Origin of the sequence: Paenibacillus amylolyticus, assembly GCF_047302515.1 — a bacterium.
GTDB classification, from domain to species: domain Bacteria; phylum Bacillota; class Bacilli; order Paenibacillales; family Paenibacillaceae; genus Paenibacillus; species Paenibacillus amylolyticus_G.
Window position 1 is genome coordinate 3,896,498 of sequence record NZ_CP168019.1, and the last position, 26,747, is coordinate 3,923,244.

Genomic DNA, 26,747 nt, shown 5'->3' on the forward strand with positions numbered 1-26,747 from the left:
ATAAATGCGCTTATCATGGATGAGTTTAATAATTAATAAAAGATATGATATAAAAAAGCGGCAAGTTCCCGACATACACGGGGACTTGCCGCTTGGCATTTATAAAATTAGGATTGTACCGGTGGTGTACCATTACCCTGCAATCGCAGCGGTACAAAAAAATCATGCTCCACTTCACTTGCCGGCAGTGGGCGACTGAAATAATAGCCCTGAATCTCCCGGCAATCATTCTGCATCAGTATATCCAGTTGGCCTTTCGTCTCAATGCCTTCCGCAATGACTTCCATCTTGAGATTCTGTGCCATCGATATAATGGTCGCCACAATGGCTTGATCGCTGTGACTCTCTGTAATGTCCGTCACAAACGAACGATCAATCTTGAGCTTGTGAATCGGGAAATGCTTCAGATAACTGAGTGAGCTGTATCCCGTCCCAAAATCATCCAGGCTGATCTTGACACCCAGTGCTGTCAGTTCATTAAGAATCGCCGTGGATACGGCTGCATCCATCATCATGCTCTCTGTTATTTCCAGCTCCAGATATCGAGCATCCAGCCCTGTTTCCAAGAGTGCATTCTTGACCTGTTCTACCAAGTTGGATTGGTGGAACTGCTGGCTGGACAAGTTAACCGATACCGGAATGAGTGGTCCGCCACTGGCATGCCAGAGTTTCATCTGCCTGCATGCTTCCCGCAGCGTCCAATTGCCAATCTCATAGATCATGCCTGTCTCTTCTGCAAGCGGGATAAACACATTGGGTGCGAGCAGACCTTTGAGTGGATGGTTCCAGCGTATAAGAGCCTCCACACCAATCATGCGGCTATCCTCGGTACGAATCTGTGGTTGATAGTACAGGACCATCTCATCGCGTTCCAAAGCTTTACGAAGATAACCCTCCAGCTCAATGCGTTCATATAGTTCCGAATCCAGTTGGGCAGTGTAGAATTGGAAAGCATTTTTGCCGTTTTTCTTCACTTCATACATGGCGGAATCCGCATGTTTCAGCAAAGCATCCACGCCCACTCCATGATCCGGATACATCGCAATTCCAATGCTGGCGGTTACGTAAAAGTCATTCTCCTTCAGTCGATAAGGTAACTGAATGGCTTCAACAATCTGTTTTGCAAGTTCTGCCACTCTTACTTCTGTCGCTTGACCCTGGGTCACAACGAGTGTGAACTCGTCCCCGCCCATCCGGGCCAGCATGACATTTTCCATAGCCAAGGGATCAGAAGCTTCTATGGCTTTCATGATCCGGTTGCTCACTTCTCTTAGAAATACATCTCCAATGGAATGTCCCAGCGAGTCATTAATCATCTTGAAACGATCTATATCCATCACCATAACGGCAAAAGAATTCCCTTTTTCTGCTGAATCGTTAATCGTACAAGCCAGCACATCATCCAACTTGCGCCGATTGGGCAACCCCGTCAACGGATCATGCAAAGCTTGGTGACGAATCTTCTCCTGAGCCTGTTTCTCCTCCGTTACGTCTTTGATCAAAATGTGACTTCCCACATGTCTGCCATCAATGACAACAGGAACTACAACAATACTAAGGTCCAGAAGTTCACCCTGTACATCTCTCATTTTGGCCATGTAGTGCGCCTGCTCCAGCCCATGATCATCCCAATCGATGGAATCAAATTCACTTATCCACTCTATATCGATTTGCTGAGCGATCTCATCAATGGAACGATCCATGACCTCTTTTTCAGGATATCCAGTGATTGTTGTTACAGCAGCATTAATGCCTTTGACAATACCTTCCTTGTTCACTGAAATAATAGCATCCGAATGGTTATGATACAGGGCCTGATACCATTGCTCATTCTCATGAATCCGTCGATCTTTCTGTGACATTCGCTGATTGATAAATATGCCAAACAACGTCAAGCCCAAAGCAATAAATGTGCCCGATGCGATCAAGTAGGCGAGAATGCCTGGCTCAATCTGCATACCTGAACTTACCATCGAGCCATGTGAATGATGGAAATGTGCGGCTGACATCCCGGTATAATGCATGCCAGAGATTCCAATACCCATAATGAGACCGCTGCCCATCTTGTAAACCCAGGTATGTCTTGATTGATGATAACGGAAGAAAAACATGAGCCACAATGCCGCAAATGAAGCAAGCGCTGCAATCAGAATAGATAACACCACTCTGCCTGGTTCATACGTAACCGGAATTGACATCGCTGCCATTCCCACATAATGCATCGAACTGATCCCTGCTGTCATCAGTACTCCAGCAATCATGAGCTTACTTATCCTGCCCGATTGTCTACCCGCAATGTTCAAGGCCACCCCCGATGCGACAATAGCAAGTAGAACAGATAAAACAACCTTACCGGTGGAATAGGAGACTTGCGTAGGCAGAACAAAAGCCAGCATACCTACGAAATGCATGGACCAGATTCCCAGCCCCATCGATACTGCACCGCAGGTAAGCCATACATTCCGCGCCATCCCGCTAGCCTGACTTACACGGCCTGCAAGGTCAAGGGCAGCGTATGAAGCTAACGATGCAATAATATAGGATAAAATAACAAGTTCTAAGTTGTACGTGCCATGTAGGTGCTCCACTCACTCTGTCCTTTCAACCGGGAAATGCCTTGTATGTATGCAAAAATGTAAAAAAGAAGCGAGTGCGCTGTCTGGATGACAGGCACTCCCTCCGCATCATTTGACTCGTGACAACAGACTTAGTTGAAGCCGTTGTCATACATTGGAACCCGTTTATATGAATGTATATAGTCTAAACGTCCCAGCCTTTAAAATCAACACTTATTTCCAGATATACAATGTTGAATAACTAACATTCTCATATTCTAATTCACAACTAAATATTCTATTTACGAGTCAATAACAGACTTCCAAAACCGGAAGTATCTTGATAAGAATTACCTGATGAATCACTCCAGATGGACACACTGCTTCGCTTGCCATCTCCCGCGCCATCATCATTAACTTGAAGATCAAAACCAATCCATCTTTGCCCTTCAGCACGAACGCTGTCTAGTGGGATTGCCACTTCAACTGTATACCCTCCGCTTGTTAATCGGGTAGCTGATTTGAAACTTTCTTTCCGTGCATTTCCTCCAAAAGAAGCCTCATTATCAAAATTGACCCGGTACTGGGCGTCATCCTCCTGATAGAATGTTGTCTGATCTTTGCTCGGGTCGATAAAAATCTCGATTGAATCCTGCTCATGTGCATTAGAACTTAATTTGCTTCGCAAAGGATCTTTCACATCTGCCAATACATACAGGTATTTCTCATCCCATAACAGCTGTGCAGTCGCCGTTGCACCGGAGTTTCCGACCACCCAGACATCCGTTTTAACAGATGCAGCCTTTTTCCAGACGTTATCCTTTTTTGCATCAATGACAGGTTTGCCATAAGTGACCTTGGTTTGTTTCAAGACAGATCCAAGCTTCAGTTTGCCCCGGTTGGCTGGTTTGTCAGGCTGTTGATTGGAAATATCATTCCAAACAATGGTCGCTGTCTTTCCAGCAGCATGTTCATCCGTAATCCGAAAATCTAGAGACAAGACCTGCCCTTCGGTAAGTAAAGCAGCTGACATAGGCAGTGATGCGTATACAACATACCCGGTTTTTGTCTCCTGTACGTTGTAAGTATTTTTATCTTTGCCTTTAGCGCCATCCCGTTTAAATGTATATTGACCATTTGCAGACGGCGGATTTTTCTTCTTGGCAGACAGATCAGCTTCAGAAGTTACAGCGCCTGTCCCCTTGACTTCTTCCGCGAGGAAAACCTGCACCTGATCCCCTTTGCGACGTGTGGTATCCTTCACTTCTACTCGTAAATTCACCTTTTTGGCATCCCACATCATACGAGCCTCACCCGTAACCGCAGATGTACCATCTGCCAGATGATTAATTTCGAGTCCTTTCACAGCACCCCAAAGAATATCTTCCTGTCCTTTGTGGTTCGGGAAAGAAGGGCTGGCCTTCAATGCTGTCCATTCATTACGATAGATCGGAAGGGTGGTAGGGTCCACCAGTGCCCAAAATGCCGGTTTTGCTTTTAATTTACGATCAAATAACAATGGTGCATCTTTGCGTCCTTTGACTGGATGATTGTCAAGCCATGTACCATCATCCGCAAGTCCCCATACTGTAACACTGTCCATTACGCCGCGTTTTCCCAACTCGTCGAACAGGTCGAACAGTTCACGATAACGATAAGCTTGTTGCAACATTAATTCATCTGTGACAGGCATCTCCAGTTCAGAATTACTCGAATAGATCGAAACGTCCAGCTCTGTAACCTGTACATTTACACCAAGAGCGATCACTTTCTCAAAAGCCTCACGAATGAGCTTTACATCCGGTCCGTACATGGATACATGCATCTGGAATCCAACCGCATCAATCGGTGTTCCTTTGGCAAGCAGCTTCTCTACAAGCTTCACCATATCATTCACCTTGTTTCCATTGCCCTCCATTCCATAGTCATTAATCACCAGTACAGCATCGGGGTCAGCCTCACGTGCATATCGGAAAGCCAGCTCAATGTAATCACTGTCATCTCCGTCGCCATCCACATCCCCAATAATATCTCTCCACTTGGAATTACTGGCCTCATTCCGCAAGCCGCCTCCGTCTGAGATGACTTCATTGACGACATCCCATGTATGAACCTTTCCTTTGTACCGGGTCACGATGGTTTGAATATGGGTTTTCATCCGCGCAAGCAACTGTTCCCGCGTGGCAGGTTTCGATGCATCATTCGGATCAGTAAAGAACCAATTCGGCACCTGACTATGCCATAACAGCGTATGACCTCTGATTTCCATGTCATTTGCTTCGGCAAACTTCACCAGGCGATCTGTCTCTGACCAGACAAACTCTCCTTCCTTGGGCTGCATCGCATCCATTTTCATAAAATTGTCCGCTGTAATACTATTAAAGTGTTTCGTCAACAACTGGGAATGCTGGTTTTCCGCGTCTAGTGCAGACTGGTTGATGGCAGCTCCCATTGCGTAATTTTGTCCCACGATATCGACCAGATTCGGAATTTCCTTCTCAATTTCAATTTTCTGAGCAGCCGTAATCAGAACATCATCCACGTAAAATGAAATCGTATCTGCCGGCGTCACTTCCGCTGACGTCTTCCATGGTGTCTCCACATACATGCGGAATCCGGTGATGCCACTATTTTCTTCGGGAATCACCACATCGGCCTCGACTTTTTTCCACTGTCCTTTGTTCAAGGTAGCGGAGGCAAACGTAGCATATTCAAGACTCGAAGCGTCCTTATTGTATTCTTTCTCGAGTGCACCGTTAAGGACCTGACTGTCCGGCCCTTCATCGTACATGGCCCAAAATGAAATATGAACTGTGCTACCCTTCTGTACATGATCCAGCACTTCAACTAAGGGTCCATGGAACGTCTCGGTACGTGAAGAGGTTCTCAGGCTGCGTGTACTGTCATGACCTACTTGCGTTACGATATCAAGCTTTTCACTTGCACGTGGACGCCATTGTCCCAACACACCATCTTCAAAATCAGCCTTGAACAGTACTTCATCATCGCCAGTCTTAACGTCCGCTGCCGAAGCACGTGTCCCTCCTGTTCCCACACTTGGGAACAAACTGAAGATCAATACAGCCGACAAGCACAAGCTCCACCATTTTCTCAAATGCATCCGATCTCCTCCTTGGTTCGTTGTTTGTGAAGAATAACCTTTGCTCTGCCATGTGCCAGCCCTTTACAAGATCGTTATACAGGATGGATAGATGCAAATGGACAGAAAATTGTAAGCACTTTCATTATACGATTGCCAGTAAACTTTGTTTACCCGTTAAACTATAGGACTTGTACCACTCCATAAACCATATGTTTCCAAATGAGATATAGAACGACAAAAAGCACAGCTTATTAGCTGTGCTTCGTGTAAACATCTTTACTATTTACGTTTTTAAGCTTTTAAAGGTGCTGTCGTCTGACGGATGACCAGATTGGAAGGTTCCGTCACCACAGGAGGAGAATAAGATGGATTCTCGATCATGGCAATCAGATATTCGATGGACTTAATACCAATGGAATAGATATTCTGATTCACCGTGGTCAATCCCGGTTTGAATACCTCAGCATAATACGTGTTATCGAACCCGACAACCGAGATATCTTCTGGTACACTCAGTCCGTGCTTTTCAATTTCATGAATCGCACCAAAGGCAGACATGTCTGATGCACAGACAATTCCCGTTGGTTGATCCTGAAGTGCCAGCAATCGCCGGGCAGCCTTGCTTCCTCCGTCGAAGGAATAATCGCAGATCTCCAGATATACCGTAGAATACGGGATGCCGCATTCTCGTAGCCCTTCCCGATATCCTTCCAAACGTAGATTGGCTACAGCAGGTCCAAGTGTCCCTGAGATATAGGCAATCTTGCGGTGCCCAAGCTCATGCAGATGTTTGACACCCATCGAGATTCCGTTCGCGTTATCCGTAGTAATGTAACCGGCACGTTTGCCCAACATGTCCGTATCAACAAACATCGTTGGAATCTCTGCATCCACCAGTTCCTGAATACTCGCGTTTTCTCTGCCTTCCCCGAATACCACAACGCCATCCACATTACGACTGCGGCAATGTTTGATAAACGAGTACGCCGGATCATCGAATCGAGTAGACAACCGGACCAGGTCATATCCACTGTTCTCCAGCGCTGTCTTGATCCCTTCCAGCAACTCCGACACAAAAGGGTTCGTAAACGGAACCGTTAACAGTACTCCCACCGTCCATGAACGGCGTTTGACAAGTCCACGTGCGACCACATTGGGTTGATATTTCAATAATTCGATGGCTATATTGACTTTTTTGCGTGTTTTTTCACTTACATCAGGATAATCGTTTATCACTTTGGAAACGGTTGCAACAGATACTCCCGCTTCCTTGGCTACATCATGGATAGAAGCCATCTGATCACCTCAACCTCTTTCAAATCCCCTGTCTCCGGCTGCATTTTCTATAACATCGGCAGGTTTGTCTACCCATTATAGCTTAAAACAGCCTGAAACGGTATGGAAGGTTCCTAATGCTTGTAAGCTCTATTCCTGCTGTTCCAGATTCTTCAAATCCAGAGACAGTTTCTCCATTGTTGTTGCAAATACAGCGAGTTCAGCCGAGCGTGAAGCTTGGCTACGTGCTCCGCGAGACGTATGATCCGACTCCTGCTGCACACTGCTCAGTTTCTTCATGATCTGCTCCAGATTAGACTGAATCTTACCCTGGGCATCCCGGGAACTGGCTGCAAGCTTGCGCACCTCACTGGCAACTACTTCGAAGCCACGTCCAAACTCTCCTGCATGAGCAGCTTCAATCGCTGCGTTCAGGCCGACAAGATGACTCTGATCCGATATCTCGCGAATGAGTTCACCCATTTTTCCGATCTGCTGGATCTCTCCTGTTAATTCGGTAAGCATAACCTGAGCCTGATCCTGAGAAGCCGCTGTTTCTTTGGCTACACTTGATATAGCCATTGCACTTTCATTTAATTCACTAATCATGCCTGTAAGCTCTTGGGTAATCTGCGTAATCGCCTGTAATGTATGTTGTTGGTCATCGGCAAGCTGATGTAACTTTTCTTTTTCTTTCTTCTCATAGGCTTCAAGGACAAGCTGTGAATCCAGATTAAACATTTTGCTGAGCGCCTGAATGACAAGATGCCAGGAATCAGGGATAACCTGTTGGAATATGCTCGTTGCAATATCTAGGTAGACCATATAGGTACCCAGATAATAATTTTCAGACAGACCAATCCGTGAATGCACAAGTGCAATCGCAATCCGTTGCTCAATATATGCGTCATCCACGATTCCGTCTGTCATCGATAACCAGTACATCTTCTGTGTTTCTTTTAGACGATCAATGGTAGAGAATCTTGCGATCAGATCTACCAATTCAGGATAATTCCCCACATGATTGTAGAAATGATCTACCACTTCATTAACGACTTTTTTAAAAACCGGCCGATGTTCGGCAAGCAATGTTAGATCCCCTGCGGTTAATCCCATGTAATCAAGTTGCTTCTGTCTTGTTGCGGAAATACTGCTCATATCTGGTTCAGTCAGCTCCTTAATAAACACTAAATTACTTTAAATTGTAAATATATGTATTGATTATAGACTAAAATACCTAAATATACATATACCATTAGAACTAATTCTCTTTAAAATTAACCTTATTTGTCAGCTTTTTAGACTAATATGACCTTCATGTAATTAAAAAGGCCCTGACCCTGCCGTGAAGGAGCCTCACAGCAGGCATCAGGAGCCTGATTCGGAATGGTTCGTTGCCGATTAGCGATTAAGCAGACTACCCACATAACGTAACAGTTCATTCGCGCTGGCTGCGGTGTATCCATGTTCCTCAATTAAGCGTCTAATGACTTCATTCATACGTTTCAATTGTGTTGCATCCGGTGTTTTGGTTGAGGTTGTGATCTTGACGATGTCTTTCAGATCGGTGAACAACTTTTTCTCAATCGCTTCACGCAAACGGTCATGGCTGCTGTATTCGAACTTGCGCTCCTTGCGGGAGTATGCCGAGATTCGGATCAGAATCTCTTCTCTGAACGCTTTCTTTGCATTCTCGGAGATGCCGATCTGTTCCTCAATGGATCGCATCAGACGCTCATCCGGGTCCATCTCTTCATCCGTGAGCGGGTCACGAATCTTGGACCAGTTGCAGAATGCTTCAATGTTATCGAGGTAATTCTCGAATAACGTTCTTGCGGATTCCTCGAATGAGTACACAAATGCTTTCTGTACTTCCTTCTTGGCCAGTTCATCATACTCCTTGCGTGCAAGAGCGATAAAGTTCAGATAACGCTCCCGCTCTTCCTTCGTGATCGAAGCATGTTGGTCCAGACCATCCTTGATCGCCCGCAGAATGTCCAGCGCGTTAATGCACTGAAGATTTTGCTTGATCAAAGCACTAGAGATCCGGTTAATGACATACCGTGGATCAATGCCGGACATCCCTTCGTCCAAATACTCATTTTGCATCTCGCGAAGATCGGCTTCTTTGTATCCTTCCACTTCTTCACCATCATACATGCGCATCTTTTTAACGAGATCCATACCTTGTTTTTTCGTTTCCTTCAAGCGGGTAAGTATGGAAAAAATGGCTGCAGTCCGCAGTGCATGCGGTGCAATATGAACATGCTTCATGTCACTTTGCTGAATGAGCTTGGCATAGATTTTCTCTTCCTCGGACACTTTCAGATTGTACGGAATCGGCATGACAATCATCCGGGATTGCAGTGCCTCGTTCTTTTTGTTGGAGATAAATGACTTATACTCCGATTCATTCGTATGCGCCACAATCATTTCATCCGCACTGATTAAGGCAAAGCGTCCTGCTTTGAAATTCCCTTCCTGCGTGAGCGACAGGAGATTCCAGAGGAATTTCTCATCACATTTCAACATCTCCTGGAACTCCATTAACCCACGGTTCGCCTTGTTCAACTCCCCATCAAAACGATAGGCACGTGGATCGGATTCGGAACCAAACTCCGTAATAGTGGAGAAGTCGATACTCCCCGTCAGATCGGCAATATCCTGCGATTTCGGATCGGATGGACTGAACGTTCCTATACCCACCCGATTATCTTCGGAAACAATGACCCGTTCCACCGGCACCTTGCTGATATCACCACCATATTCGGTACGGAGTCTCATCTGGCAGGAGGGGCAAAGGTTACCCTCAATACGGACTCCAATTTCCTTTTCCACTTCAGGACGAAGCTCCAGTGGAATCAGATGCAGCGGTTCCTCATGCATCGGGCATCCATCAATAGCGTATATGGCACCTTTCTCTGTCCGCGAGAACTGTTCAAGCCCCCGCTTCAGCAGCGTAACCAGCGTCGATTTACCTCCACTTACGGGACCCATCAGGAGCAAGATCCGCTTCCGTACATCCAGACGGCGCGCTGCCGAGTGAAAGTATTCTTCAACCAGCTTTTCAATCGAACGGTCCAGCCCAAAGATCTCCTGTTCAAAAAACTTGTACCGCTTATGCCCACCTACTTCTTCCACCCCAAACGATTCAATCATCTCATACACTCTGGCGTGAGCCGTCATTGCCGGAGTCGGGTCCTCTCTCAACAGTGCAATATAATCTTCAAATGTTCCGTTCCATGTCAAACGGTCACTCTCTGCCCGATGTTCCGCAACGCGTTCAAAAATATTCATGCTTGGTACCTCCCATGGCTCCTTTAGTGTGATTGTCAACCATTCCGAATGGTATGAAGAAATCAATAGAATTGCGGCTCCTGCTTGAATACCAATCTTGCGGTCCTGTTTAGTCCCGCCACCCTCTGTCCAAACGTCTTGTTTTGTTGTGAAAAGTGTATTACATACCTATGCGGCAATTCGGATAAGTTGACCTCTTTTTTTTCAATCAACCGCTTCGAATTTTGGCTTTTCCCTGTTCTATCAGACATCTTGTGCCTTCAGAAAAAAAAGAACGAATATGATATAATGAGGGTTCTAAATTCAGGAAACCGGACAACACATGGTCAGAGACAGGCCACTTCTGGAAAGGAGCACGGACGATGGCAGTGAAATACGAAACCGAATTATATTCGCCTGTGAAGGCTTTCTTCGAGCAGCGTGGCTTCGACGTCAAGGCGGAAGTCAGACATTGTGACCTCGTCGGAGTCAGATCAGACCAGGACGAACCACTCATCGTGGAGATGAAAAAAACATTTAACCTCTCCCTGTTGTTGCAGGGCATGCAGCGCTTGAAGCTTAGCCCGTTCGTGTATTTGGCCGTCGAGCGCAATCGTAGCAAACGTGGAGCCGTGAACCAACGCTGGAGCGAACTGGCTGCACTATGCAGACAGCTCGGTCTGGGGCTGCTGACTGTCACATTTTACAAAACCAAAGCTCCCCTGATTGATGTATTGTGCGAGCCCTCCGCCCTGATCCCCCTCACTGGCCACAATCAGGTTACCCGTAAAAGCGGTGTTCGGCGGAAACGATTGCTCAAGGAATTCGACGAACGCAGCGGAGACTACAATACGGGAGGTAGCACACGAAGACAGCTGGTCACAGCATATCGTGAGAAGGCTTTACGTGTCGCATCCGCTTTACGGACGAACGGAGAAGCCTCTCCGGCCAACCTTGCCAGACAGACAGGCGTAGGTTCTGCCGCAGCAATTTTGCAAAAAAATTATTATGGCTGGTTTGAACGCCTCTCCCGTGGAAAGTATATTTTGACAATTAAGGGAGTACAGGCGTTAACCGAGCATGCACACATGCTTGAGGATAATGATATGATTGAACGAACCATTAATGAACTCGATGTAACGTATTCTGTATCTGGTGAGAATATGGACGACCTTGCTCACATTGCTGAAGCAGCGGAGTTTTACTTAAAAAGTACAGGCAAGATCTGAACCGGAATCATCTGAAGTAACGGATGTAAAAAAAAGAGAATGCAAAAAAAACACCTGTAATCTCCACTGGAGACTACAGGTGTTTTGATGTGTTCTATATAGAAGATTGTTATTAGAATTTCACTGCTACATCGGAAGCCAATTTCAGACCTGCAGTAACGATTTCTTCAGCACGATCTGCAGAAGCGTTATGTCCTTCAACGATAACCACTTCAGGGTTTTGAATGCCCCACAAGCCGAGAACTGTTTTCAGGAAGTTCAGGGACATTTCAGCAGCTGCCATTGGGCCTTCGGAATAAACGCCACCACGTGCGTTAAGCAAAGCTACTTTTTTGTCGCCAGCAAGTCCTACAGGACCTTCAGCAGTGTATTTGAATGTTTTACCAGCTTGGCTCAGGTAAGCAATGTAGTTTACCAATGGAGCTGGAACAGTGAAGTTCCACAGTGGGAATGCAAATACAACTTTGTCAGCTGCCAGGAATTGATCTTGCAATTGTGCTGCAAGTGAAGCTGCTTTTTGCTCGTCAGCTGTCAGTTCAAAACCGTTAGCTGCTTTGTAAGTACCTGTGATAGCAGTGTTACCATAGAATGGGAATTCTGTATTGTAGAGATCCAACTCAGTAACTGTGTCACCTGGGTGGGACTCTTTGTATGCGCTCAAGAATGCATCGTACAATTTAACGCTGACTGCTTGATCTGCAGGACGGTCATTTGCTTTAACAAATAAAATATTAGACATGTTGAATTTTCCCCCGTTAGATAAAATATATGAGTGCTTTTCCTGAACTGGCCACCATTGTAGCTTATATAAAGAAACCAACAACTCATTAATTCATATTATATATAAAAATGTTAGTGGATGCAATAACGTAATCACTTTGGTCATGAACCAATTTTAATTTTTGCTACAAAATCTATTTTTGATTTGACTTAGCTACGAGCCGTAAATTCGGAAATGGCTTCACTGATCAGGTTCATGCCAAGTAGCAATTCATCCCGGCCCGGGTGGCTAAAGTTCAATCGAATGTAACGTTGATCCTGTACACCTGTGGAGCATAGTGATCCAGGAAGAAAGGATACACCTTTGGGCAAAGCCGCCTTAAGCAGAGCACCACTATCCAATCCTTCCGGCAACTGTACCCACAGATACATTCCGCCCTCAGGGATATTGTACTGACACCCTTTCCAGCCCGGCCTTTTCAACAGTTCAAGCATCAGTTTGAGTCTTGTCTTATACTCCCGATTCAACATCGATAGGTGATCACTCCAACGAAATGGGGAATGAGCAAGCAATTGATATAACAGCCGCTGATTCATCGGACTGGACTGACCATCTGCAATCCGTTTAACCGAGGCCATTGCCTGAATCAGCGCAGGATGTCCAGCGGCCCATCCGGTTCGAAGAGCGGGCGCTACTGTTTTGCTGAATGAACCAATGTAGAGAACATGTCCACCCTGATCGGCAGTATCCAGTGCAAAGAGTGAAGGATATTTACGATAGAATTCCGTTGGCTCAAGGCCATCGAAATGGAGCTCTCCGTAGGAATCATCTTCCACAAGCAGTACACCATAGCGCGAACACAGCTCAAGGACTGCCTCCCGCCGCTCCATACTCCACAAAGCACCGGTCGGATTCGAGAAACTGGGTGCAGCAAAAAGCAGCTTCGGTCTGACCTGCTGCATGTGATGCTCCAAAAGGTCTGGCAGTATGCCGTCCCGATCACCCATTACGGGCACAATTGTGGCTCCTTGCATCTCCAGAACCTCAAGACAGCCTGGAGATGTGGGATGTTCAACCAGTACAGAATCTCCTGGCTCAAGCAATAGACGCATCACCAGATCGATGGCCTGCTGGGTACCAGTGGTCAACAGAATCTGCTCGGGTACCGTTCGTATGCCTTTGCGTGCATTCCAGTCTTTGTTCAACCACTCTCTTAGGGGGGTGTAGCCTGCTGGCTCTCCATATTGCAATGCGGAGGGGCCTGAACTAAAGACCGAAACCGCTGCTTCTTCCAACAATTTGAAAGGAAACAACTCCTCCGCAGGCAATTCTTCTGCCAGAGAAATGAAATAATCCCTGCCAGACATCTCACGTATATCCCTCAGTGGTGATGACAAAAGCCTGTTGGTACGGGAAGCAAAGAAATATTTCATCGATCCGTTCCCCTTTCATCCCTATTCCGAAACTGTACTCGCAGTCCGCAGCCCTACAACCTATTCCTGCTCGCCATCGAATATGACCGGATGCATACAGAACTGTTGTGATCATGGGAAGAACAGACCTGTTTCGTCAGGATCCCGTCTTCACTTGTCTTGCATGCAAGGCATAACGTTCAATGGCCTGTGCTCTACTGCTCACTTCCAGCTTCACGTATATTTTACGCAGGTAATTATCAATGGAACGTCTGCTAACGTTGATCTCATTCGCTATTTTATCATAGGTTACACCCTGAACAATTCTTTCCATGATAAAAGTTTCGGTTTCTGTTAATTCAATGACACGTGCTTCTGTCGGAGACTCCACAGGTTGCGCCCACTCAGCACTGTTTAACCACGACAATGGAATGGACACATGGCCCTCACGTAATCCAGAGATCAGATGAATCAGCTGGCTAGGGGAAGCCTGTTTGGATAACATGCCGCTTGCACCAAGGCTCATCAGATGACGAAACAGCTTCACATTGTCTTCATCCGTCAAAATAATGATGTGACTGTGAGCTGACAGATTCTTCATCTGGGCAATATATTGATCTGCCTGACCCTCCGGAAGACGATAATCCATCAGAATCAGATCAGGCTGGTGAATATTCACCAGCTCGAGCCCTTCTGTTCCGGTCGAAGTCATGCCACGTACCGTCAGATCTTGCTGCTCTTCCAAAATCAATTTTGTACCGAGCATGCTGGTGGGGTGGATATCTATGATGACCACCTGCCATACTTTTTTCATTGTTGTTCCCCCTGTTATGTATTGGACAAATAACTTTTAAATTCTGTCATGATGATTTCATCGTCTATGCGACAATCCGAGTATAGAAGAAGCATAGGTCGGATTATGTCGAAAAACAGAAAAACACAGGAGGAAGCCGATAAAAAAGCTCTATTTTCACTGTATTTTGTTATAAAAACACCATGACGTCCATCTTCCCATCCCCGGAAAGGTCAAAATATAGTATAAATTTCCTGCATTTCTATCTAAAAAAGTCGAAAAACCTGCCCAAAGTTCCTACTTATTGCATCTATAAGAAATTGTATCCTAGGACTTCCTTCCGATGCAATCTCTTTTTACTCTATTAAGTAAAGAATTTCATTTTTGCGTAATCAATAGGGGCATGATAGAATGAGGACTGGAAATTTTTTTGGTACCTATAAATGACCAGGAGTGATGATATGAAACCATCTGCCCCGTCCTCTGACATCCATCACACCCGGAGCGCCAAAGGCAAGGCTGGATCTTCAATCAAGCTGTTTCTGGTAATGTGGATTGTTCTCATTGCACTAGGAGTCGTTGGAACCTACTATTATAGTAACCGTCTCCAGCAACAGATGATTAACCAGCTTCAAGCCCATAATCAGCAGCAGATTGCAGCGCTAAAAACCGACTACGAAAATCAGCTAACAACGATATCAAAGGAAGTAGAAGACCTGCAGGGACAGGTTCAATCCTTCAATGAATTGCTGACTTTCACCAAGGATAATGCAAGTGACAAAACGGATAACAGCAACAAACTGTATACCCAGCTGAGCGAAGTCAAAAAACAACTGGAGACACTCCAGAAAAAGATGGACCTGCTCAAATGATTACACCCGTCAAACAGGTTAATCGTTTTTTTATGCTTGCACTCGCTCCTTTTGTTGGATTGATATTATGCCTGCTGCTGCTTCGTCCTCCACTTGAACCCGGAGGTTTGATGCCTACCGAACTGTCAGAGGATACGATTACACCCCGGACCCAAGCAATTAGCCAAGAGCTTGCGGGGGCAAAAGATGCTGCTGTCCAGACTTCTTCTTCTATTAAAAGAACGACACAGCTCTATAATAAAACAACAAGTACGATGTCTACACTTGTGCAGAAGGCTTCCACCCAGGCGGTTCGTCCGGAAACGATCTACAACAAACGGATTTCATCCAAGCTTGGCGTTCCATTTGAACGGGTAGACAGTGACCGGCTAACGATTGAAATGTACAGAGTGAATCCTGGCAGCTATAAGGGCTATGCCATGAAGATCAAGCTAAAAGACCCTACAGCCATGCAGATGGCTCTAGACAGTGAACCTGGGCGTTCTGAGACGACCATGCAGGCTGTGAAGCGTAACGGCGCAATTGCCGGTATTAACGCAGGTGGATTTGCTGACAGTGGCGGCAAACGTTATCCACTTAGCACAACCGTCATGGACGGGAAGTACGTGAACGGTTTCCAGGCCAGTTTCAAAGATCTGTTTTTTGTAGGACTTAACGATACCGGCAAACTGGTTGGAGGCAAGTTCTCCGACAAAAACTCACTGGATCGCCTGCAACCGCAATTCGGGGCTACGTTTGTTCCGGTGCTGCTACAGAATGGGCGTAAAACCCCAATTCCCGACAAGTGGAAAGTATCACCCAAACGAGCACCACGTACAGTCATTGGCAATTATAAGGATGATCAGTTATTGATTATAGTAGTTGACGGATATAATGAGGGCGGAAGTTCCGGTGCTACCCTTGAAGAGTTGCAAGGGCGATTGTACAAGCTTGGGGTGATTGACGCCTATAATCTGGATGGCGGTGGATCATCCTCGCTTATTCTGAATAATCGGGTCGTGAATAACCCTTCAGATGGCAGCCTTAGACCGGTGCCCACACACTTTTTATTTTACAAATAATAGGGTGAAGCATTTCTTTTCTACCTATAATGGTTATAATGGTTATAATAGAAGAAAATGAGCTTGTGCAGGAGGTGCGAAGGGCATGTCATTTTCACTGACATTCTGGATTATTGCAATCGTATTGACTCTCTTCATTACAGGCATTCTCACTTCATCCTACAACAATGACAAAACAAAAGGCTTGTAAAGGCCAAGCCTCTCTCCGGAGAGGCTTTTTCTATTGCTTCATCCTCGAAATAGCAAGAGACAAGGCTTAAAAGAATGATTCGATTCTTCTAAGCCTTGTCTCTTGCTGTATTCGGGATCAATAACTAACCGCCCGGTCATTCCGCATAGATATAACCGAATCAGACGGAATAGGCCCACTCACCGACCCACCCTCAACTAATGTCACATAAATTCGTTCATGATCAACAGGTTCTCCAGCAATAATTTTGATCAATTGTTCAGCAGCGAGCGATCCCCACTTGCGCTTGGAATAATCAATGCTTGCCAATCTCGGCTGGACGTATTTGCTCAATTCAATATTGTCGAATCCGATGACATCAATCTCATGACCAACGCCAAGTGCACTGTCTGCCAGACGATCACACAAGCCAATAGCCATCTCATCATTGAGGCAGAATACCGCTGCGGGTCCATCATACACCTGCACAATCTGATCTGCGGCTTGTTCTCCACCACTCTTTTCAAAATCTCCCGTGATCTCAATCCATTCCACATCGGCTTCACGTTCCGCAACCTGTCTCACAGCCTTTAACCGCTGCACAGAGTCAAACGAACCTTCCGGTCCTGTCACCACGTAGATTTTCTTATGTCCCTGTTCAATAAGATGTTCCATCGCAAGTGTCGCCCCGGCCTTATTATCCAGCAGAACCTGATTAATGTTGGGATGATCCATCTCACGGTCCAGTACAACGATTTTGTGCCCACGATCGGCATACTGCATTAGTTCCTCACTTGCAAACGTATGATCCAGAATGATCGCACCATCAATCATCCTCTCTGGAAGCATGCGGTGGGATTGTTTACCACTGCACACGATCAGGTCATAGCCTTGAGCATTACATACGGCTTTCATGCCACTCAGCAAGTCTCCATACACATCTCCTCTAAAATCGGTCAAGAATACACCTAGAATTTTGGATTCCCTCTTCTTCAGTGTTCTTGCTGCGGCATTTGGAACATAGTTCAGTTCTTTGGCAATGGCCAAAATTTTGGAACTCGTCTCATCGGTCACTTTGTTGCTGCCATTCAGCGCATATGACACAGTAGAGATGGAAACTCCCGCCTGTTTGGCGATATCCTTGATACTGACCACATTCTTCGCTCCCCTGTTATGTTCATCAGGCCTTCCATAACAAAAGGCCTGACACATTACTCTTTCCATTCAACGGATTATACAAGTCTGAATGATTTCTTCTGAGTATCCCGACTGTTTGCACCCACAAGAATATGGAACTCGCCTCGATCACTGCGGTAGCTTAAGTCAGAATGGTGATAACGAAGCTGTTCTTCATTTAACGTAAACGTGGCTGTACCACTCTCGCCTGGCGCCAGTGCAAGCTTCACATATCCTTTCAGCTCACGCATAGGACGAACGACTTCACCCGTTACATCACGAACGTACAACTGAACGGTCTCCACACCTGCGCGCTCACCCGTGTTCGTTACACGTACTTGAATGCTCAGGGACTCTTCGGTAGTCATCTCATTACTTGACACTTCAAGATCACCATAAGAGAACGAAGTGTATGAGAGACCATAACCGAACGGAAGCAAAGGTTCATTCGGGCTGTCAATGTATTTGGATACGTAACGTTCTTCCGTCTTCTCCGGGTTCAGTGGACGACCTGTATTGAAATGGTTGTAATAGACCGGAATCTGACCTACGGACTGCGGGAAAGACATCGTCAGACGTGCAGATGGATTCACTACACCTGTCAGAACATCTGCGATCGCTGCTCCGCCTTCACTACCTGGGAACCAGGCTTCAAGAACAGCATCCGATTCATCGATTACACCATGCAGATCCAATGGACGGCCGTTGAAAATAACGCTGGCAATCGGTTTTCCCGCTGCTTTGAGCTGTTTAACCAATTCCATTTGGGCTGCTGGCAGACGAATATCCGTGCGCGAGCCACCTTCTCCACTCATCTCGGAGTCTTCACCAAGAGCAAGGACAATCAGGTCTGCTTTGCTTGCCACTTCCAGGGCTTCGGCAATCTGCTCAGCTGTAATCGTATGAACATTACTGCCTTGAGCAAATTGAACTTTCCCACCCGTCAGGCGTTCTTGCAGAGCTGTTCCCAACTTAACTGCATCTTCCTTAACTCCTTCACAGGACCACCAGCCCAGAATATCAGGACTCTGTGCAAAAGGACCAATAAGGGCTACATTAGCGTCAGGTTGAAGTGGAAGCACGCTGTCATCATTCTTCAACAGGACAGCTGATTTCGTTGCCAGTTCATACGATACCTGACGGTGCTCTTTGGAGAATACAATCTCACGTTCACGTTCAGGATCAGCTGCACGAAGTGGGTTATCAAACAATCCCAGCTTTTCTTTCAGTTGCAGAATTCGCAGAACGGCTTCATCAATGAGCTTCTCATCCACTTCACCACTCTCAATCAGTTCAGGCAAATGATGCACATAACAAGGTGTCATCATCTCCATATCTACTCCTGCGCGAATGGCACGATATGCCGCTTCACGATCATCTTCTGCAGCACCATGCGCAATCATCTCGCGAATGGAAGCCCAATCCGAAATTAATACACCATCAAAGCCCCACTCGTCACGCAAAATGCCGCGCATTAACTTCTCATTGCCACTTGCCGGAATACCGTCAACCGTATTGAACGAAGTCATGACCATTTCCACGCCCGCATCCAACGCTGCTTTGTACGCTGGCAAATAGTACTCACGCAGGTTACGCTCAGACATGTCCACCGTATTGTAATCCCGACCGCCCTCAGCCGCTCCATACGCCGCAAAGTGTTTAACACAGGCTGCAAGACGATCTGGCTCATCCTTCAAGCTATCGCCCTGATATCCACGTACAAACGCAGCCGCGAACAAACTGTTCAGATATGGATCTTCTCCTGTCGTTTCCATCACACGACCCCAGCGCGGGTCACGAACCAGATCCACCATAGGTGCAAAGGTAACATGCAAACCGGATACAGCTGATTCACGTGCTGCTATTTCAGCACTTTTCTCAGCCAGTTCTGTGTCCCATGAACAACCGATCGCCAGTGGAATCGGGAAAATGGTTTTGAATCCATGAACTACGTCAGCCATGAACAAAAGCGGAATGCCCAAACGGCTTTTTTTCATATAAGCTTGCTGTACATCAATGATGGCCTGCGCACCGGACAACCCCAGAATGGACCCACTGGCATCCACGGACTGCTCCGTAATTCCCATCTCTTCCATCGGCCCTGTGATCTGACCTTCAACATTTGTTCCTTCATAAAAGTTGGCAGTCAACTGAAGAAGCTGAGCTGTTTTTTCCTCCAACGTCATCTGTTTTACCAGATCTAGCAACTGCTCGTTATTCATCTGATCGTATCCTCCACTATAAGTTGTTGAAATAAAGAACCCGGCTGCGTTCGGGGAGAGACCGCGCACCGGGTTCAAAATTAAATACTGAATGATTACTAGAATTTATCGTTTAGCTCATCCAGATAAGGTTGAACCAGGGACATTTTACTGTTTACCCATTCTTTCCAGTTTGCCTCTAGATCTCCGTTTTTGAGGATCAAGTTGGCATATTCATTCTGGTAGTCGAATGAAGCCTGACTCTTAGCTTTGGAATCGTACAGGTTGACATCCCAATCGTAAGTTGCAAGGGATTTACCTTCTGTACCAAGTTTTGCTTTTTCTTCGAACAATTTCACGGCTCTATCACGGTAATCTTTTTTGATTGCAGGGTTTACAACACTGAAGTCGTCACCGAGCAGATACAGACCTTCGAAACGTGCTGGATATTTATCTTCCAATACCGTTCCTTCTGGCAACAAGCTAACGAGTTCGTTGTTTTCATCATATTTCCAATCTTTTCCTTCAAAGCCCATGTTGATGAGCAACTGTCCTTCTTTTGTTGCGGAGTAATCGATCAGATCCATGATCCGTTCGAATTTCTCGTCACTAATCTCCGGATTGAAGATCAATGCAGACCAGAAGTTGGCTTGTTCCATGTTACGGTATTTACCGTCATCGCCTACTACGATTGCTGTGTGTACCAGTTCATCACTATCTACACCCAGATTTTTTTTCATATCCGAATCCAGACCTTGTCTGTAGGAAGCCAGTCCGCCCAGACTTGTTACAGCAGCTGTACCTGTTACTTTGAAGTTGTTTTGACCTTCATTGTTTTTCCATGTGTAGAACTCAGGATTGAGCAGTCCGTCTTTATAGGCTTTTTGCATCAATTTAAGTCCTGTCAGCGTTTCAGGATCTGCTGGTCCCCAGTGGAATTGGCCATCTTCACCTTTGTAGAACGGAGAGTCAGTCATGGCATGCACACTGTTTGGCATAATCATGTTTGTCATGGCATCTGCCGCATTGTAGGACAGAGGTACAAGTTTGTTACCCACTTTGCCTGGATCTTTTTCTTTCACTAACGCAGCATATTCATTCAATTCGGTTGTTGTATAAGCATCTTTCAGTTCAAAACCAACCGCTTCAGCCCAGTCTTTACGAAGCGCAATGACACCAATTTGGTTCGTCAGTGGGTCAGCCGGTTTGTTCTCGAAATAGATTGGTCTAGGCAGGACATATGTTCCACCTGTCAATTCTTCCAACTTGTCTCCAAGACCCGTCAAATTGTAAGCTGCTGCCACGTTAGGCCAGCGTTCTTTCCAGTCATCCGGGAATTTGTAGAACAAACCTTGTTCAATGCTGTTAATGGCATCGCCATGTACGTAGTTCCATACCGCTACATCCGGCAAGTCGCCAGAGTTGATCCACAGACGAAGTTTCTCGCCCCATGAATCCCAATCGATATAGTTGTAGTCCCATGTTAAATTAAATTTGTCTGTCCAGAACTTGTGGAAGTCATTATCCAGGTTCCCGTTTTTGATTTCTGTCAGGTTAGCTACAGAGATGGTCAGGTTGTCTTTGTAATTTCCCTCTGCATCTTTTTCGTTACCACCTGAAGCTCCTTGACTGGAACAAGCGGTCACCATCAGCATAACTACACTAAGCGTGATGGCAAAGAGAGCTCTTACTGACAACTTTTTGTTCGTTTTCATGTTTTACCCCCATGTTTTTAGTAGAATTTTATTGCAAAATCCTATACGTATATCAGGTCTTGATTGCCCCTGTTAATACCCCTTTGGCAAAGTGTTTTTGCAGCATTGGGAAGAAACACATAATTGGTACCATGGTGACAAATACGGCCGCCATCTTCATCCCCATTGAGAAGTTGCTTGCCTGGGCAGCATCCACACTGGATGCATTGGATGCATTCGTCGTAGATGTCACGATAATATTTCGGAGTACATTCTGGAGCGGTAACTGATCCGCTTTTCGAAGGAATATCATCGCATCATACCAACTGTTCCAGTAAGCCACACCGTAGAACAACGTGATTGTAGCCATAATTGGTGTAGCCAGCGGAAGAACAACGGAGAACAAAATTCTCCACTCTCCTGCTCCATCCAGTCTCGCCGATTCCATCAGCGATTCAGGCAAGGTGTAGAAGTAGTTCATCATCAGAATCATGTTAAACGCACTGAAGCTTCCCGCCAGGATAACGGACCACAGCGTACCTGTAAGATGAAGGGATTTCATGATCAGGTACAGCGGCACGATACCACCATTAAAGATCATGGTGAACAATACCAGGAAAAAGAGAAATTTCTTAAACGGAAATTTGTTGCGACTAAGGCCATATGCCATGCTTGTTGTCAGGAACAAGCTGAGTGGCAAGCCGATGACTAGCAATATAATTGTATTTTTGTACCCCGTCAGAATCGTTCCGTCAGCGAACAATGCCTTGTAGGAATCCAATGTCCATTCTTTAGGGAACATCAAAAATGGATTGTCAGCATATTCTTTTTGTGTTGCAAACGAAATCATGATGACATTCCAGAACGGAATCAGGATCATCAGGGCAAGCACTAGTAATACGGCGAAAATAATGTAATCGAGAAGTGTCATTTTTTCTGTACCAATTCTCGGTTTTTTGTTAGCTTTCTTGCTCATCTCATTTTTCCTCCTCTCTTATCGGAACAAACCGTCTCCGCCAAGCCACTTGGCAAATCTGTCAGCAAGAAGCAGCAAGGCCATATTCACTAGGGAACGGAACAAGCTGACCGCTGTCGAGAATGAGAAATCGGTAGATGACTGGAACGTAATCCGATAGATATATACATCGAGTACTTCCGATACATTTTTGGTAGCGGCATTTGCCAAGTTGAAGATCTGGTCAAACCCGGAAGACATCAATCCACCAACCGAGAGAATAAACATGATTGTGATGGTTGGAAGGATGTTCGGTAAAGTAATTTTGAACATCTGTTGCATACGGGAAGCCCCGTCAATCTGTGCTGATTCATACTGATCCTGATCAATACCGGAAATGGCAGCCAGGAATATAATCGCGCCCCATCCACTTGATTTCCAAATATCAGTCAACAGCAACATGGGTACAAAGTTGGATTCAGACCCCAGGAAGTTAATCGTTGGCAATCCGAGTAATCCGAGCGCGCTGTTTACCAGTCCGTCATATGCCAGCACATTGATGACTACCCCGGATACGATGATCCAGGACAGGAAGTGCGGGAACGTAAGAACGGTTTGGAACAATTTTTTCCCTCTGCGCATCCGCAATTCATTCAGCAACAGCGCCAGAATGATCGGGAACGGGAACTGAATAATCAGTTTCAGAATATTGATGTACAGCGTACGCCATACTGCGTCGATAAAGGTTGGATCACGGAAAACATATTTGAAGTTCTCGAATCCGCTCCATGGACTTCCCCAGATGCCCAGGTTGGCCTTGTAATCTTTGAATGCCAGAGACAGGCCACCCATCGGCATGTAGGCAAACAGAATTAGCCAGACAAGCCCCGGAATAAGCAGGGTGTATGTCATTCGGTGCTTCCAGATTTCAGTCCAGAGCGAATTGCCCTTCACGTTTCCCTTCAGCTTTTTGCTAGGTCCTTCGGCTGCAGGTTTCACATTGCATCTCCTCACTCTACTATGATCTTGTCGTTGTACAGAAAATCAAACATCGTTCTCAGGTGGTGCTCCCAAAATTTCCATTCATGAGCCCCCGGCGTCTCCACATACCGAAAATCAAAGGCAGTCCCCTGCATGTATTTCGCATAGTCGCGATTCATCTCTACAAAGGGGTCACTATCGCCACAGCAACTGAGGATATCCGGTAAAGCAACACCCTGTTCCAGCAGCTTGGCCGATAATGCGTAAATATCCTGATCGGCTTTCACCTGTAAACGTTCTCCAAAAACCGCTTTCATTTCCTTGATCATGGTCGCTGGCATATGGGGATCATGGAGTCGTGTCTGGATATCCGTTACGCCGGATAGAGACACTACTTTGCGATATCGCTCTGGATAAGTTAGTCCACATTTCAGTGCACCATATCCACCCATGGATAAACCGGCGACGTATGTTTTCTCCGGATCAGGATTCAGATTGAGCAGACGCTTGCATATTTCAGGTAACTCCTGAGTGATGTAGTGGAAGTAATTCAGGCCGTATTCCATATCGGTGTAATAGCTTCGATTCGCTTCCGGCATAATGATAGTACAGCCATATTGCGCTGCATACATCTCAATTGTGGTTAACCGCTGCCAGGTACTCGCATTATCGCCTGCCCCGTGCAACAGATATAGTGTACCGCCTGAAGTCTCTCCAGAGTCACTGGACACAACATGTATGCTGGTATTCATGCATAAGGTTGGCGATCCGGTTTCGATCGTTATATGTGCCATAAATGTAACCCCTCTCATCATCGCCTGCTGTCTTTACTCATTCGTTTCTCTGGCGTTGGATTGCAGGCTGTTGTAGATTCCCTTGTATTACGATGGGTTATCGAAACGATTTTCTCGAATCGTTTCAAAACATAGCCAACGTTGATTCACATGGACTTCATTACAACACTTTTAATGTGGAAGCGATTTCTTCGAATCGTTTCGAATAAATCATAAGCCCGATGAGTAAATCCTGTCAATAACCTTTTTACAAATTTCGCGTTTTTTTCTCGAAAAAATGCTCTTTTAAGTCTAAATTTGCGTCCAAAGACACTATTATTACGAAAAAATGAAAATTTAGTAAGTGCTATTACAACTTTAATTGACACCAAACCAGGTTTATACTAACATGGGTTCTGATTTTGCATTCGAATTACGGAAACGTTTCACCAACCGATTTTACTCAGGTTTCACCTGATATTAGGGAGGTTAATATGTCTGAGCAACTCAAAGGTTTCATTCATACGATTACGGAGCAACAATTGAACGTTTTTTCCATTCGCATATTACAAAAAGGGCATCTGCTTGCCCATTGGGACCGGGATAAGGATCAGCGCAGGGTACAACATTCCATCAGTAAATCCTTCACGTGTATGGCCGTTGGTCTTGCGCTTGAAGAAGGTCTGATACATCTGGATGCGACACTTGGTGATTATTTCTCTTATGATCATGTACCCACTGCACAGCGCAATCTTCCATCGCCGCAGGAATTGAAACTAAGTGATCTTCTCCGAATGTCTTCGGGCCATGACTCTCCCCCTCTTTGGGCTGATGAGCGAGCTTCATTGACCGAAAAGGACTGGGCGAAATATTATATGTCTCTGCCTCTGGACCGGGTACCTGGAGAACAATTTACATATAGCAGTGGGGATACATTTATGATCTCAGCCATGCTACAGGCTGCTACCGGCCAAACCGTGAAAGATTACCTGACTCCACGGTTATTTGATCCGCTTGGCATCCATGATGTAGAGTGGGAAACCTCTCCACTCGGCGTAACGCTTGGCTGTGCAGGTCTTTGGATAAGCAATGAGGAACTGAGTCGATTTGGACAGTTACTGTTGCAGGAGGGCTTTTGGGAAGGCAGACAGCTTGTACCTGCGGATTGGATTCGACAGGCTACGTCCCAGCAGATCGAAACGACTGGAGACGGTGATTGGGGAAAAGGTTACGGGTATCAGTTCTGGATGTGTTCCCATGATGCTTACCGCGCCGATGGCGCCTATGGTCAATTGTGTATCATAATTCCCTCAAAGGAAGCTGTCATATGTATTAATAGTGAGGAAGAAAATATGCAAGGCATCCTGAATGCCGTCTGGAATGAGGTTTTACCCCTTTACACCCAGCGTTAGCCTACTTATTTTATCTTTTTTTCAATTTGTAATTATGCCATCCAATTGATAATAAAACAAAAAAACGCCACGGGGTCAATGGACCCCATGACGTTATTTCTTATCCGTGTTGTGGAAGCTGAGTCATTTCATCTAAACATTGTGCGCATATGTAACGCTCTTTGAACTCGTTGACTTCCTCGATGGATCCGCAGAAAATACATTTTGGACGATATCTTTCCAAGATAATATGGTCCCCTTGTACTAAGATTTCTACAGGATCTCCCTCATTCATTTGATACCTTTTACGCAAAGATTTAGGCAATACGATCCTACCTAATTGGTCAACTTTGCGAACTACTCCAGCTGGCTTCATAGCTACGGCACACCTCTCCTATCTTACTCTAAATTTCTAGGTACATTTGTACTATGTTTATAGATTCGCCAAGATTTTGTCGAATCCTGCTGGAAATAAACATTTTTTGTCCTTTTTTTTGAAAAATGTTTTTTTTCCGAATTCTAGCCGTCATTTATAACCAAAATTTATCCTTCTAACCCCGGGAAATTGAGCTGACGCAACGCTTCATATACAATAATTGCTGCCGAATTGGACAGATTTAATGATCTAACGTCACCAGTCATTGGCATTTTCATACATGTATCGGGATTCGCGGCAATTAATTCAGGCGGCAGGCCTTTAGTCTCTTTACCAAAAACGAGGAAATCTCCATCCTGAAAATTAAAATCACTGTATCGGTTCTTGGCCTTCGTAGTTGCGTAGAAGAAACGACCTTCCGGATATTTTTCCTGAACCTCAGCAAATGAGTCGTGGTATTCAATATGAACAGCATGCCAGTAGTCCAGCCCTGCACGTTTCAATGTAGCATCATCTGTTCGAAATCCAAGTGGACGTACGAGATGCAGATGGGTACCGGTTGCCGCACAAGTACGCGAAATATTGCCTGTGTTCGCCGGAATTTCTGGTTCAACCAGAACGATGTGTAAAGCCATATGTGTTCAATCTCCTTTTCATTTTCATGTTGACGACAACCCTCTAATCTTAAAGAAAAGCCCTCCACACGTCAATGTGGAAGGCTCTGGTAAGGCACA

General features: G+C 45.6%; 20 protein-coding genes. 4 read left to right on the forward strand and 16 right to left on the reverse strand.

Annotated elements, in window-relative coordinates; genetic code table 11:
• Nucleotides 1-107: 107 nt before the first annotated feature.
• The 5 genes from ACDJ59_RS16730 to ACDJ59_RS16750 all read right to left on the reverse strand — a co-directional run bounded on the left by ACDJ59_RS16730 (nucleotide 108) and on the right by ACDJ59_RS16750 (nucleotide 10,230).
• Nucleotides 108-2,588: an EAL domain-containing protein gene (locus ACDJ59_RS16730; RefSeq protein ID WP_413404282.1), complete on the reverse strand. Its 2,481-nt coding sequence runs from the start codon at nucleotides 2,586-2,588 to the stop codon at nucleotides 108-110.
• A gap of 265 nt (nucleotides 2,589-2,853) precedes the next feature.
• Nucleotides 2,854-5,676, reverse strand: coding sequence for an endo-1,4-beta-xylanase (locus ACDJ59_RS16735; protein ID WP_413404284.1), 2,823 nt, complete (start codon nucleotides 5,674-5,676; stop codon nucleotides 2,854-2,856).
• A 273-nt stretch (nucleotides 5,677-5,949) separates the two neighbouring features.
• Nucleotides 5,950-6,954, reverse strand: coding sequence for a LacI family DNA-binding transcriptional regulator (locus ACDJ59_RS16740; RefSeq protein ID WP_017689571.1), 1,005 nt, complete (start codon nucleotides 6,952-6,954; stop codon nucleotides 5,950-5,952).
• A gap of 129 nt (nucleotides 6,955-7,083) precedes the next feature.
• On the reverse strand, nucleotides 7,084-8,091 hold the full coding sequence (locus ACDJ59_RS16745) for a protoglobin domain-containing protein (protein ID WP_413404286.1): 1,008 nt from the start codon (nucleotides 8,089-8,091) through the stop codon (nucleotides 7,084-7,086).
• 243 nt (nucleotides 8,092-8,334) lie between these two features.
• Entirely contained in the window at nucleotides 8,335-10,230 is a 1,896-nt protein-coding gene (locus ACDJ59_RS16750) for a PrkA family serine protein kinase (protein ID WP_413404288.1), read from the reverse strand.
• A gap of 362 nt (nucleotides 10,231-10,592) precedes the next feature.
• On the opposite strand from ACDJ59_RS16750, the gene ACDJ59_RS16755 reads away from it, so the two are divergent.
• Nucleotides 10,593-11,438, forward strand: coding sequence for a DUF2161 domain-containing phosphodiesterase (locus ACDJ59_RS16755; protein WP_413404290.1), 846 nt, complete (start codon nucleotides 10,593-10,595; stop codon nucleotides 11,436-11,438).
• Between the two features lie 112 nt (nucleotides 11,439-11,550).
• Here the strand turns inward: ACDJ59_RS16755 and ACDJ59_RS16760 are convergent, their stop codons facing one another.
• The 3 genes from ACDJ59_RS16760 to ACDJ59_RS16770 all read right to left on the reverse strand — a co-directional run bounded on the left by ACDJ59_RS16760 (nucleotide 11,551) and on the right by ACDJ59_RS16770 (nucleotide 14,385).
• Entirely contained in the window at nucleotides 11,551-12,177 is a 627-nt protein-coding gene (locus ACDJ59_RS16760; protein ID WP_413404292.1) for an FMN-dependent NADH-azoreductase, read from the reverse strand.
• Nucleotides 12,178-12,368: 191 nt separating this feature from the next.
• The gene (locus tag ACDJ59_RS16765; protein ID WP_413404294.1) at nucleotides 12,369-13,592 is read right to left on the reverse strand and encodes a PLP-dependent aminotransferase family protein; all 1,224 of its coding nucleotides are present in this window, start codon (nucleotides 13,590-13,592) and stop codon (nucleotides 12,369-12,371) included.
• Between the two features lie 136 nt (nucleotides 13,593-13,728).
• Complete coding sequence (locus ACDJ59_RS16770) at nucleotides 13,729-14,385, reverse strand: response regulator transcription factor (RefSeq protein ID WP_338593040.1); 657 nt, start codon at nucleotides 14,383-14,385, stop codon at nucleotides 13,729-13,731.
• Between the two features lie 440 nt (nucleotides 14,386-14,825).
• Between ACDJ59_RS16770 and ACDJ59_RS16775 the strand changes: the two genes are divergently transcribed.
• Nucleotides 14,826-15,236: a hypothetical protein gene (locus tag ACDJ59_RS16775; protein ID WP_413404297.1), complete on the forward strand. Its 411-nt coding sequence runs from the start codon at nucleotides 14,826-14,828 to the stop codon at nucleotides 15,234-15,236.
• Nucleotides 15,233-16,297, forward strand: coding sequence for a phosphodiester glycosidase family protein (locus tag ACDJ59_RS16780; RefSeq protein ID WP_413404299.1), 1,065 nt, complete (start codon nucleotides 15,233-15,235; stop codon nucleotides 16,295-16,297). The genes ACDJ59_RS16775 and ACDJ59_RS16780 overlap by 4 nt, the downstream gene beginning before the upstream one ends.
• A gap of 307 nt (nucleotides 16,298-16,604) precedes the next feature.
• Here ACDJ59_RS16780 and ACDJ59_RS16785 read toward each other — a convergent pair whose 3' ends face one another.
• From ACDJ59_RS16785 to ACDJ59_RS16810, 6 genes are all read right to left on the reverse strand, one after another.
• Nucleotides 16,605-17,621, reverse strand: a complete 1,017-nt coding sequence (locus ACDJ59_RS16785; protein WP_413404301.1) for a LacI family DNA-binding transcriptional regulator — start codon at nucleotides 17,619-17,621, stop codon at nucleotides 16,605-16,607.
• 77 nt (nucleotides 17,622-17,698) lie between these two features.
• Nucleotides 17,699-19,864, reverse strand: a complete 2,166-nt coding sequence (gene bglX, locus ACDJ59_RS16790; protein WP_413404303.1) for a beta-glucosidase BglX — start codon at nucleotides 19,862-19,864, stop codon at nucleotides 17,699-17,701.
• Nucleotides 19,865-19,962: 98 nt separating this feature from the next.
• On the reverse strand, nucleotides 19,963-21,558 hold the full coding sequence (locus ACDJ59_RS16795; protein ID WP_211081125.1) for an ABC transporter substrate-binding protein: 1,596 nt from the start codon (nucleotides 21,556-21,558) through the stop codon (nucleotides 19,963-19,965).
• Nucleotides 21,559-21,610: 52 nt separating this feature from the next.
• The gene (locus ACDJ59_RS16800; RefSeq protein ID WP_036610027.1) at nucleotides 21,611-22,513 is read right to left on the reverse strand and encodes a carbohydrate ABC transporter permease; all 903 of its coding nucleotides are present in this window, start codon (nucleotides 22,511-22,513) and stop codon (nucleotides 21,611-21,613) included.
• An 18-nt stretch (nucleotides 22,514-22,531) separates the two neighbouring features.
• Nucleotides 22,532-23,491, reverse strand: a complete 960-nt coding sequence (locus ACDJ59_RS16805) for an ABC transporter permease (RefSeq protein WP_017689585.1) — start codon at nucleotides 23,489-23,491, stop codon at nucleotides 22,532-22,534.
• Between the two features lie 11 nt (nucleotides 23,492-23,502).
• Complete coding sequence (locus tag ACDJ59_RS16810) at nucleotides 23,503-24,267, reverse strand: alpha/beta hydrolase (protein ID WP_413404306.1); 765 nt, start codon at nucleotides 24,265-24,267, stop codon at nucleotides 23,503-23,505.
• 473 nt (nucleotides 24,268-24,740) lie between these two features.
• Between ACDJ59_RS16810 and ACDJ59_RS16815 the strand changes: the two genes are divergently transcribed.
• The gene (locus tag ACDJ59_RS16815) at nucleotides 24,741-25,658 is read left to right on the forward strand and encodes a serine hydrolase domain-containing protein (RefSeq protein WP_036669832.1); all 918 of its coding nucleotides are present in this window, start codon (nucleotides 24,741-24,743) and stop codon (nucleotides 25,656-25,658) included.
• Between the two features lie 100 nt (nucleotides 25,659-25,758).
• Here the strand turns inward: ACDJ59_RS16815 and ACDJ59_RS16820 are convergent, their stop codons facing one another.
• Both ACDJ59_RS16820 and trmL read right to left on the reverse strand, forming a co-directional pair.
• Nucleotides 25,759-26,013 (reverse strand): AbrB/MazE/SpoVT family DNA-binding domain-containing protein, encoded by a 255-nt coding sequence (locus tag ACDJ59_RS16820; protein WP_036610032.1) that lies wholly within the window; start codon nucleotides 26,011-26,013, stop codon nucleotides 25,759-25,761.
• 167 nt (nucleotides 26,014-26,180) lie between these two features.
• Nucleotides 26,181-26,648, reverse strand: coding sequence for a tRNA (uridine(34)/cytosine(34)/5-carboxymethylaminomethyluridine(34)-2'-O)-methyltransferase TrmL (gene trmL / locus ACDJ59_RS16825; protein WP_017689589.1), 468 nt, complete (start codon nucleotides 26,646-26,648; stop codon nucleotides 26,181-26,183).
• Between the last annotated feature and the right edge of the window lie 99 nt (nucleotides 26,649-26,747).

Excerpts from the sequence above, each read along its gene's own strand:
- ACDJ59_RS16735 (WP_413404284.1), bottom strand. The coding sequence starts at position 5,676 with ATGCATTTGAGAAAATGGTGGAGCTTGTGCTTGTCGGCTGTATTGATC.
- ACDJ59_RS16740 (WP_017689571.1), bottom strand. The coding sequence starts at position 6,954 with ATGGCTTCTATCCATGATGTAGCCAAGGAAGCGGGAGTATCTGTTGCA.
- ACDJ59_RS16745 (WP_413404286.1), bottom strand. The coding sequence starts at position 8,091 with ATGAGCAGTATTTCCGCAACAAGACAGAAGCAACTTGATTACATGGGA.
- ACDJ59_RS16750 (WP_413404288.1), bottom strand. The coding sequence starts at position 10,230 with ATGAATATTTTTGAACGCGTTGCGGAACATCGGGCAGAGAGTGACCGT.
- ACDJ59_RS16755 (WP_413404290.1), top strand. The coding sequence starts at position 10,593 with ATGGCAGTGAAATACGAAACCGAATTATATTCGCCTGTGAAGGCTTTC.
- ACDJ59_RS16760 (WP_413404292.1), bottom strand. The coding sequence starts at position 12,177 with ATGTCTAATATTTTATTTGTTAAAGCAAATGACCGTCCTGCAGATCAA.
- ACDJ59_RS16765 (WP_413404294.1), bottom strand. The coding sequence starts at position 13,592 with ATGAAATATTTCTTTGCTTCCCGTACCAACAGGCTTTTGTCATCACCA.
- ACDJ59_RS16770 (WP_338593040.1), bottom strand. The coding sequence starts at position 14,385 with ATGAAAAAAGTATGGCAGGTGGTCATCATAGATATCCACCCCACCAGC.
- ACDJ59_RS16775 (WP_413404297.1), top strand. The coding sequence starts at position 14,826 with ATGAAACCATCTGCCCCGTCCTCTGACATCCATCACACCCGGAGCGCC.
- ACDJ59_RS16780 (WP_413404299.1), top strand. The coding sequence starts at position 15,233 with ATGATTACACCCGTCAAACAGGTTAATCGTTTTTTTATGCTTGCACTC.
- bglX (WP_413404303.1), bottom strand. The coding sequence starts at position 19,864 with ATGAATAACGAGCAGTTGCTAGATCTGGTAAAACAGATGACGTTGGAG.
- ACDJ59_RS16795 (WP_211081125.1), bottom strand. The coding sequence starts at position 21,558 with ATGAAAACGAACAAAAAGTTGTCAGTAAGAGCTCTCTTTGCCATCACG.
- ACDJ59_RS16800 (WP_036610027.1), bottom strand. The coding sequence starts at position 22,513 with ATGAGCAAGAAAGCTAACAAAAAACCGAGAATTGGTACAGAAAAAATG.
- ACDJ59_RS16810 (WP_413404306.1), bottom strand. The coding sequence starts at position 24,267 with ATGGCACATATAACGATCGAAACCGGATCGCCAACCTTATGCATGAAT.
- ACDJ59_RS16815 (WP_036669832.1), top strand. The coding sequence starts at position 24,741 with ATGTCTGAGCAACTCAAAGGTTTCATTCATACGATTACGGAGCAACAA.
- ACDJ59_RS16820 (WP_036610032.1), bottom strand. The coding sequence starts at position 26,013 with ATGAAGCCAGCTGGAGTAGTTCGCAAAGTTGACCAATTAGGTAGGATC.
- trmL (WP_017689589.1), bottom strand. The coding sequence starts at position 26,648 with ATGGCTTTACACATCGTTCTGGTTGAACCAGAAATTCCGGCGAACACA.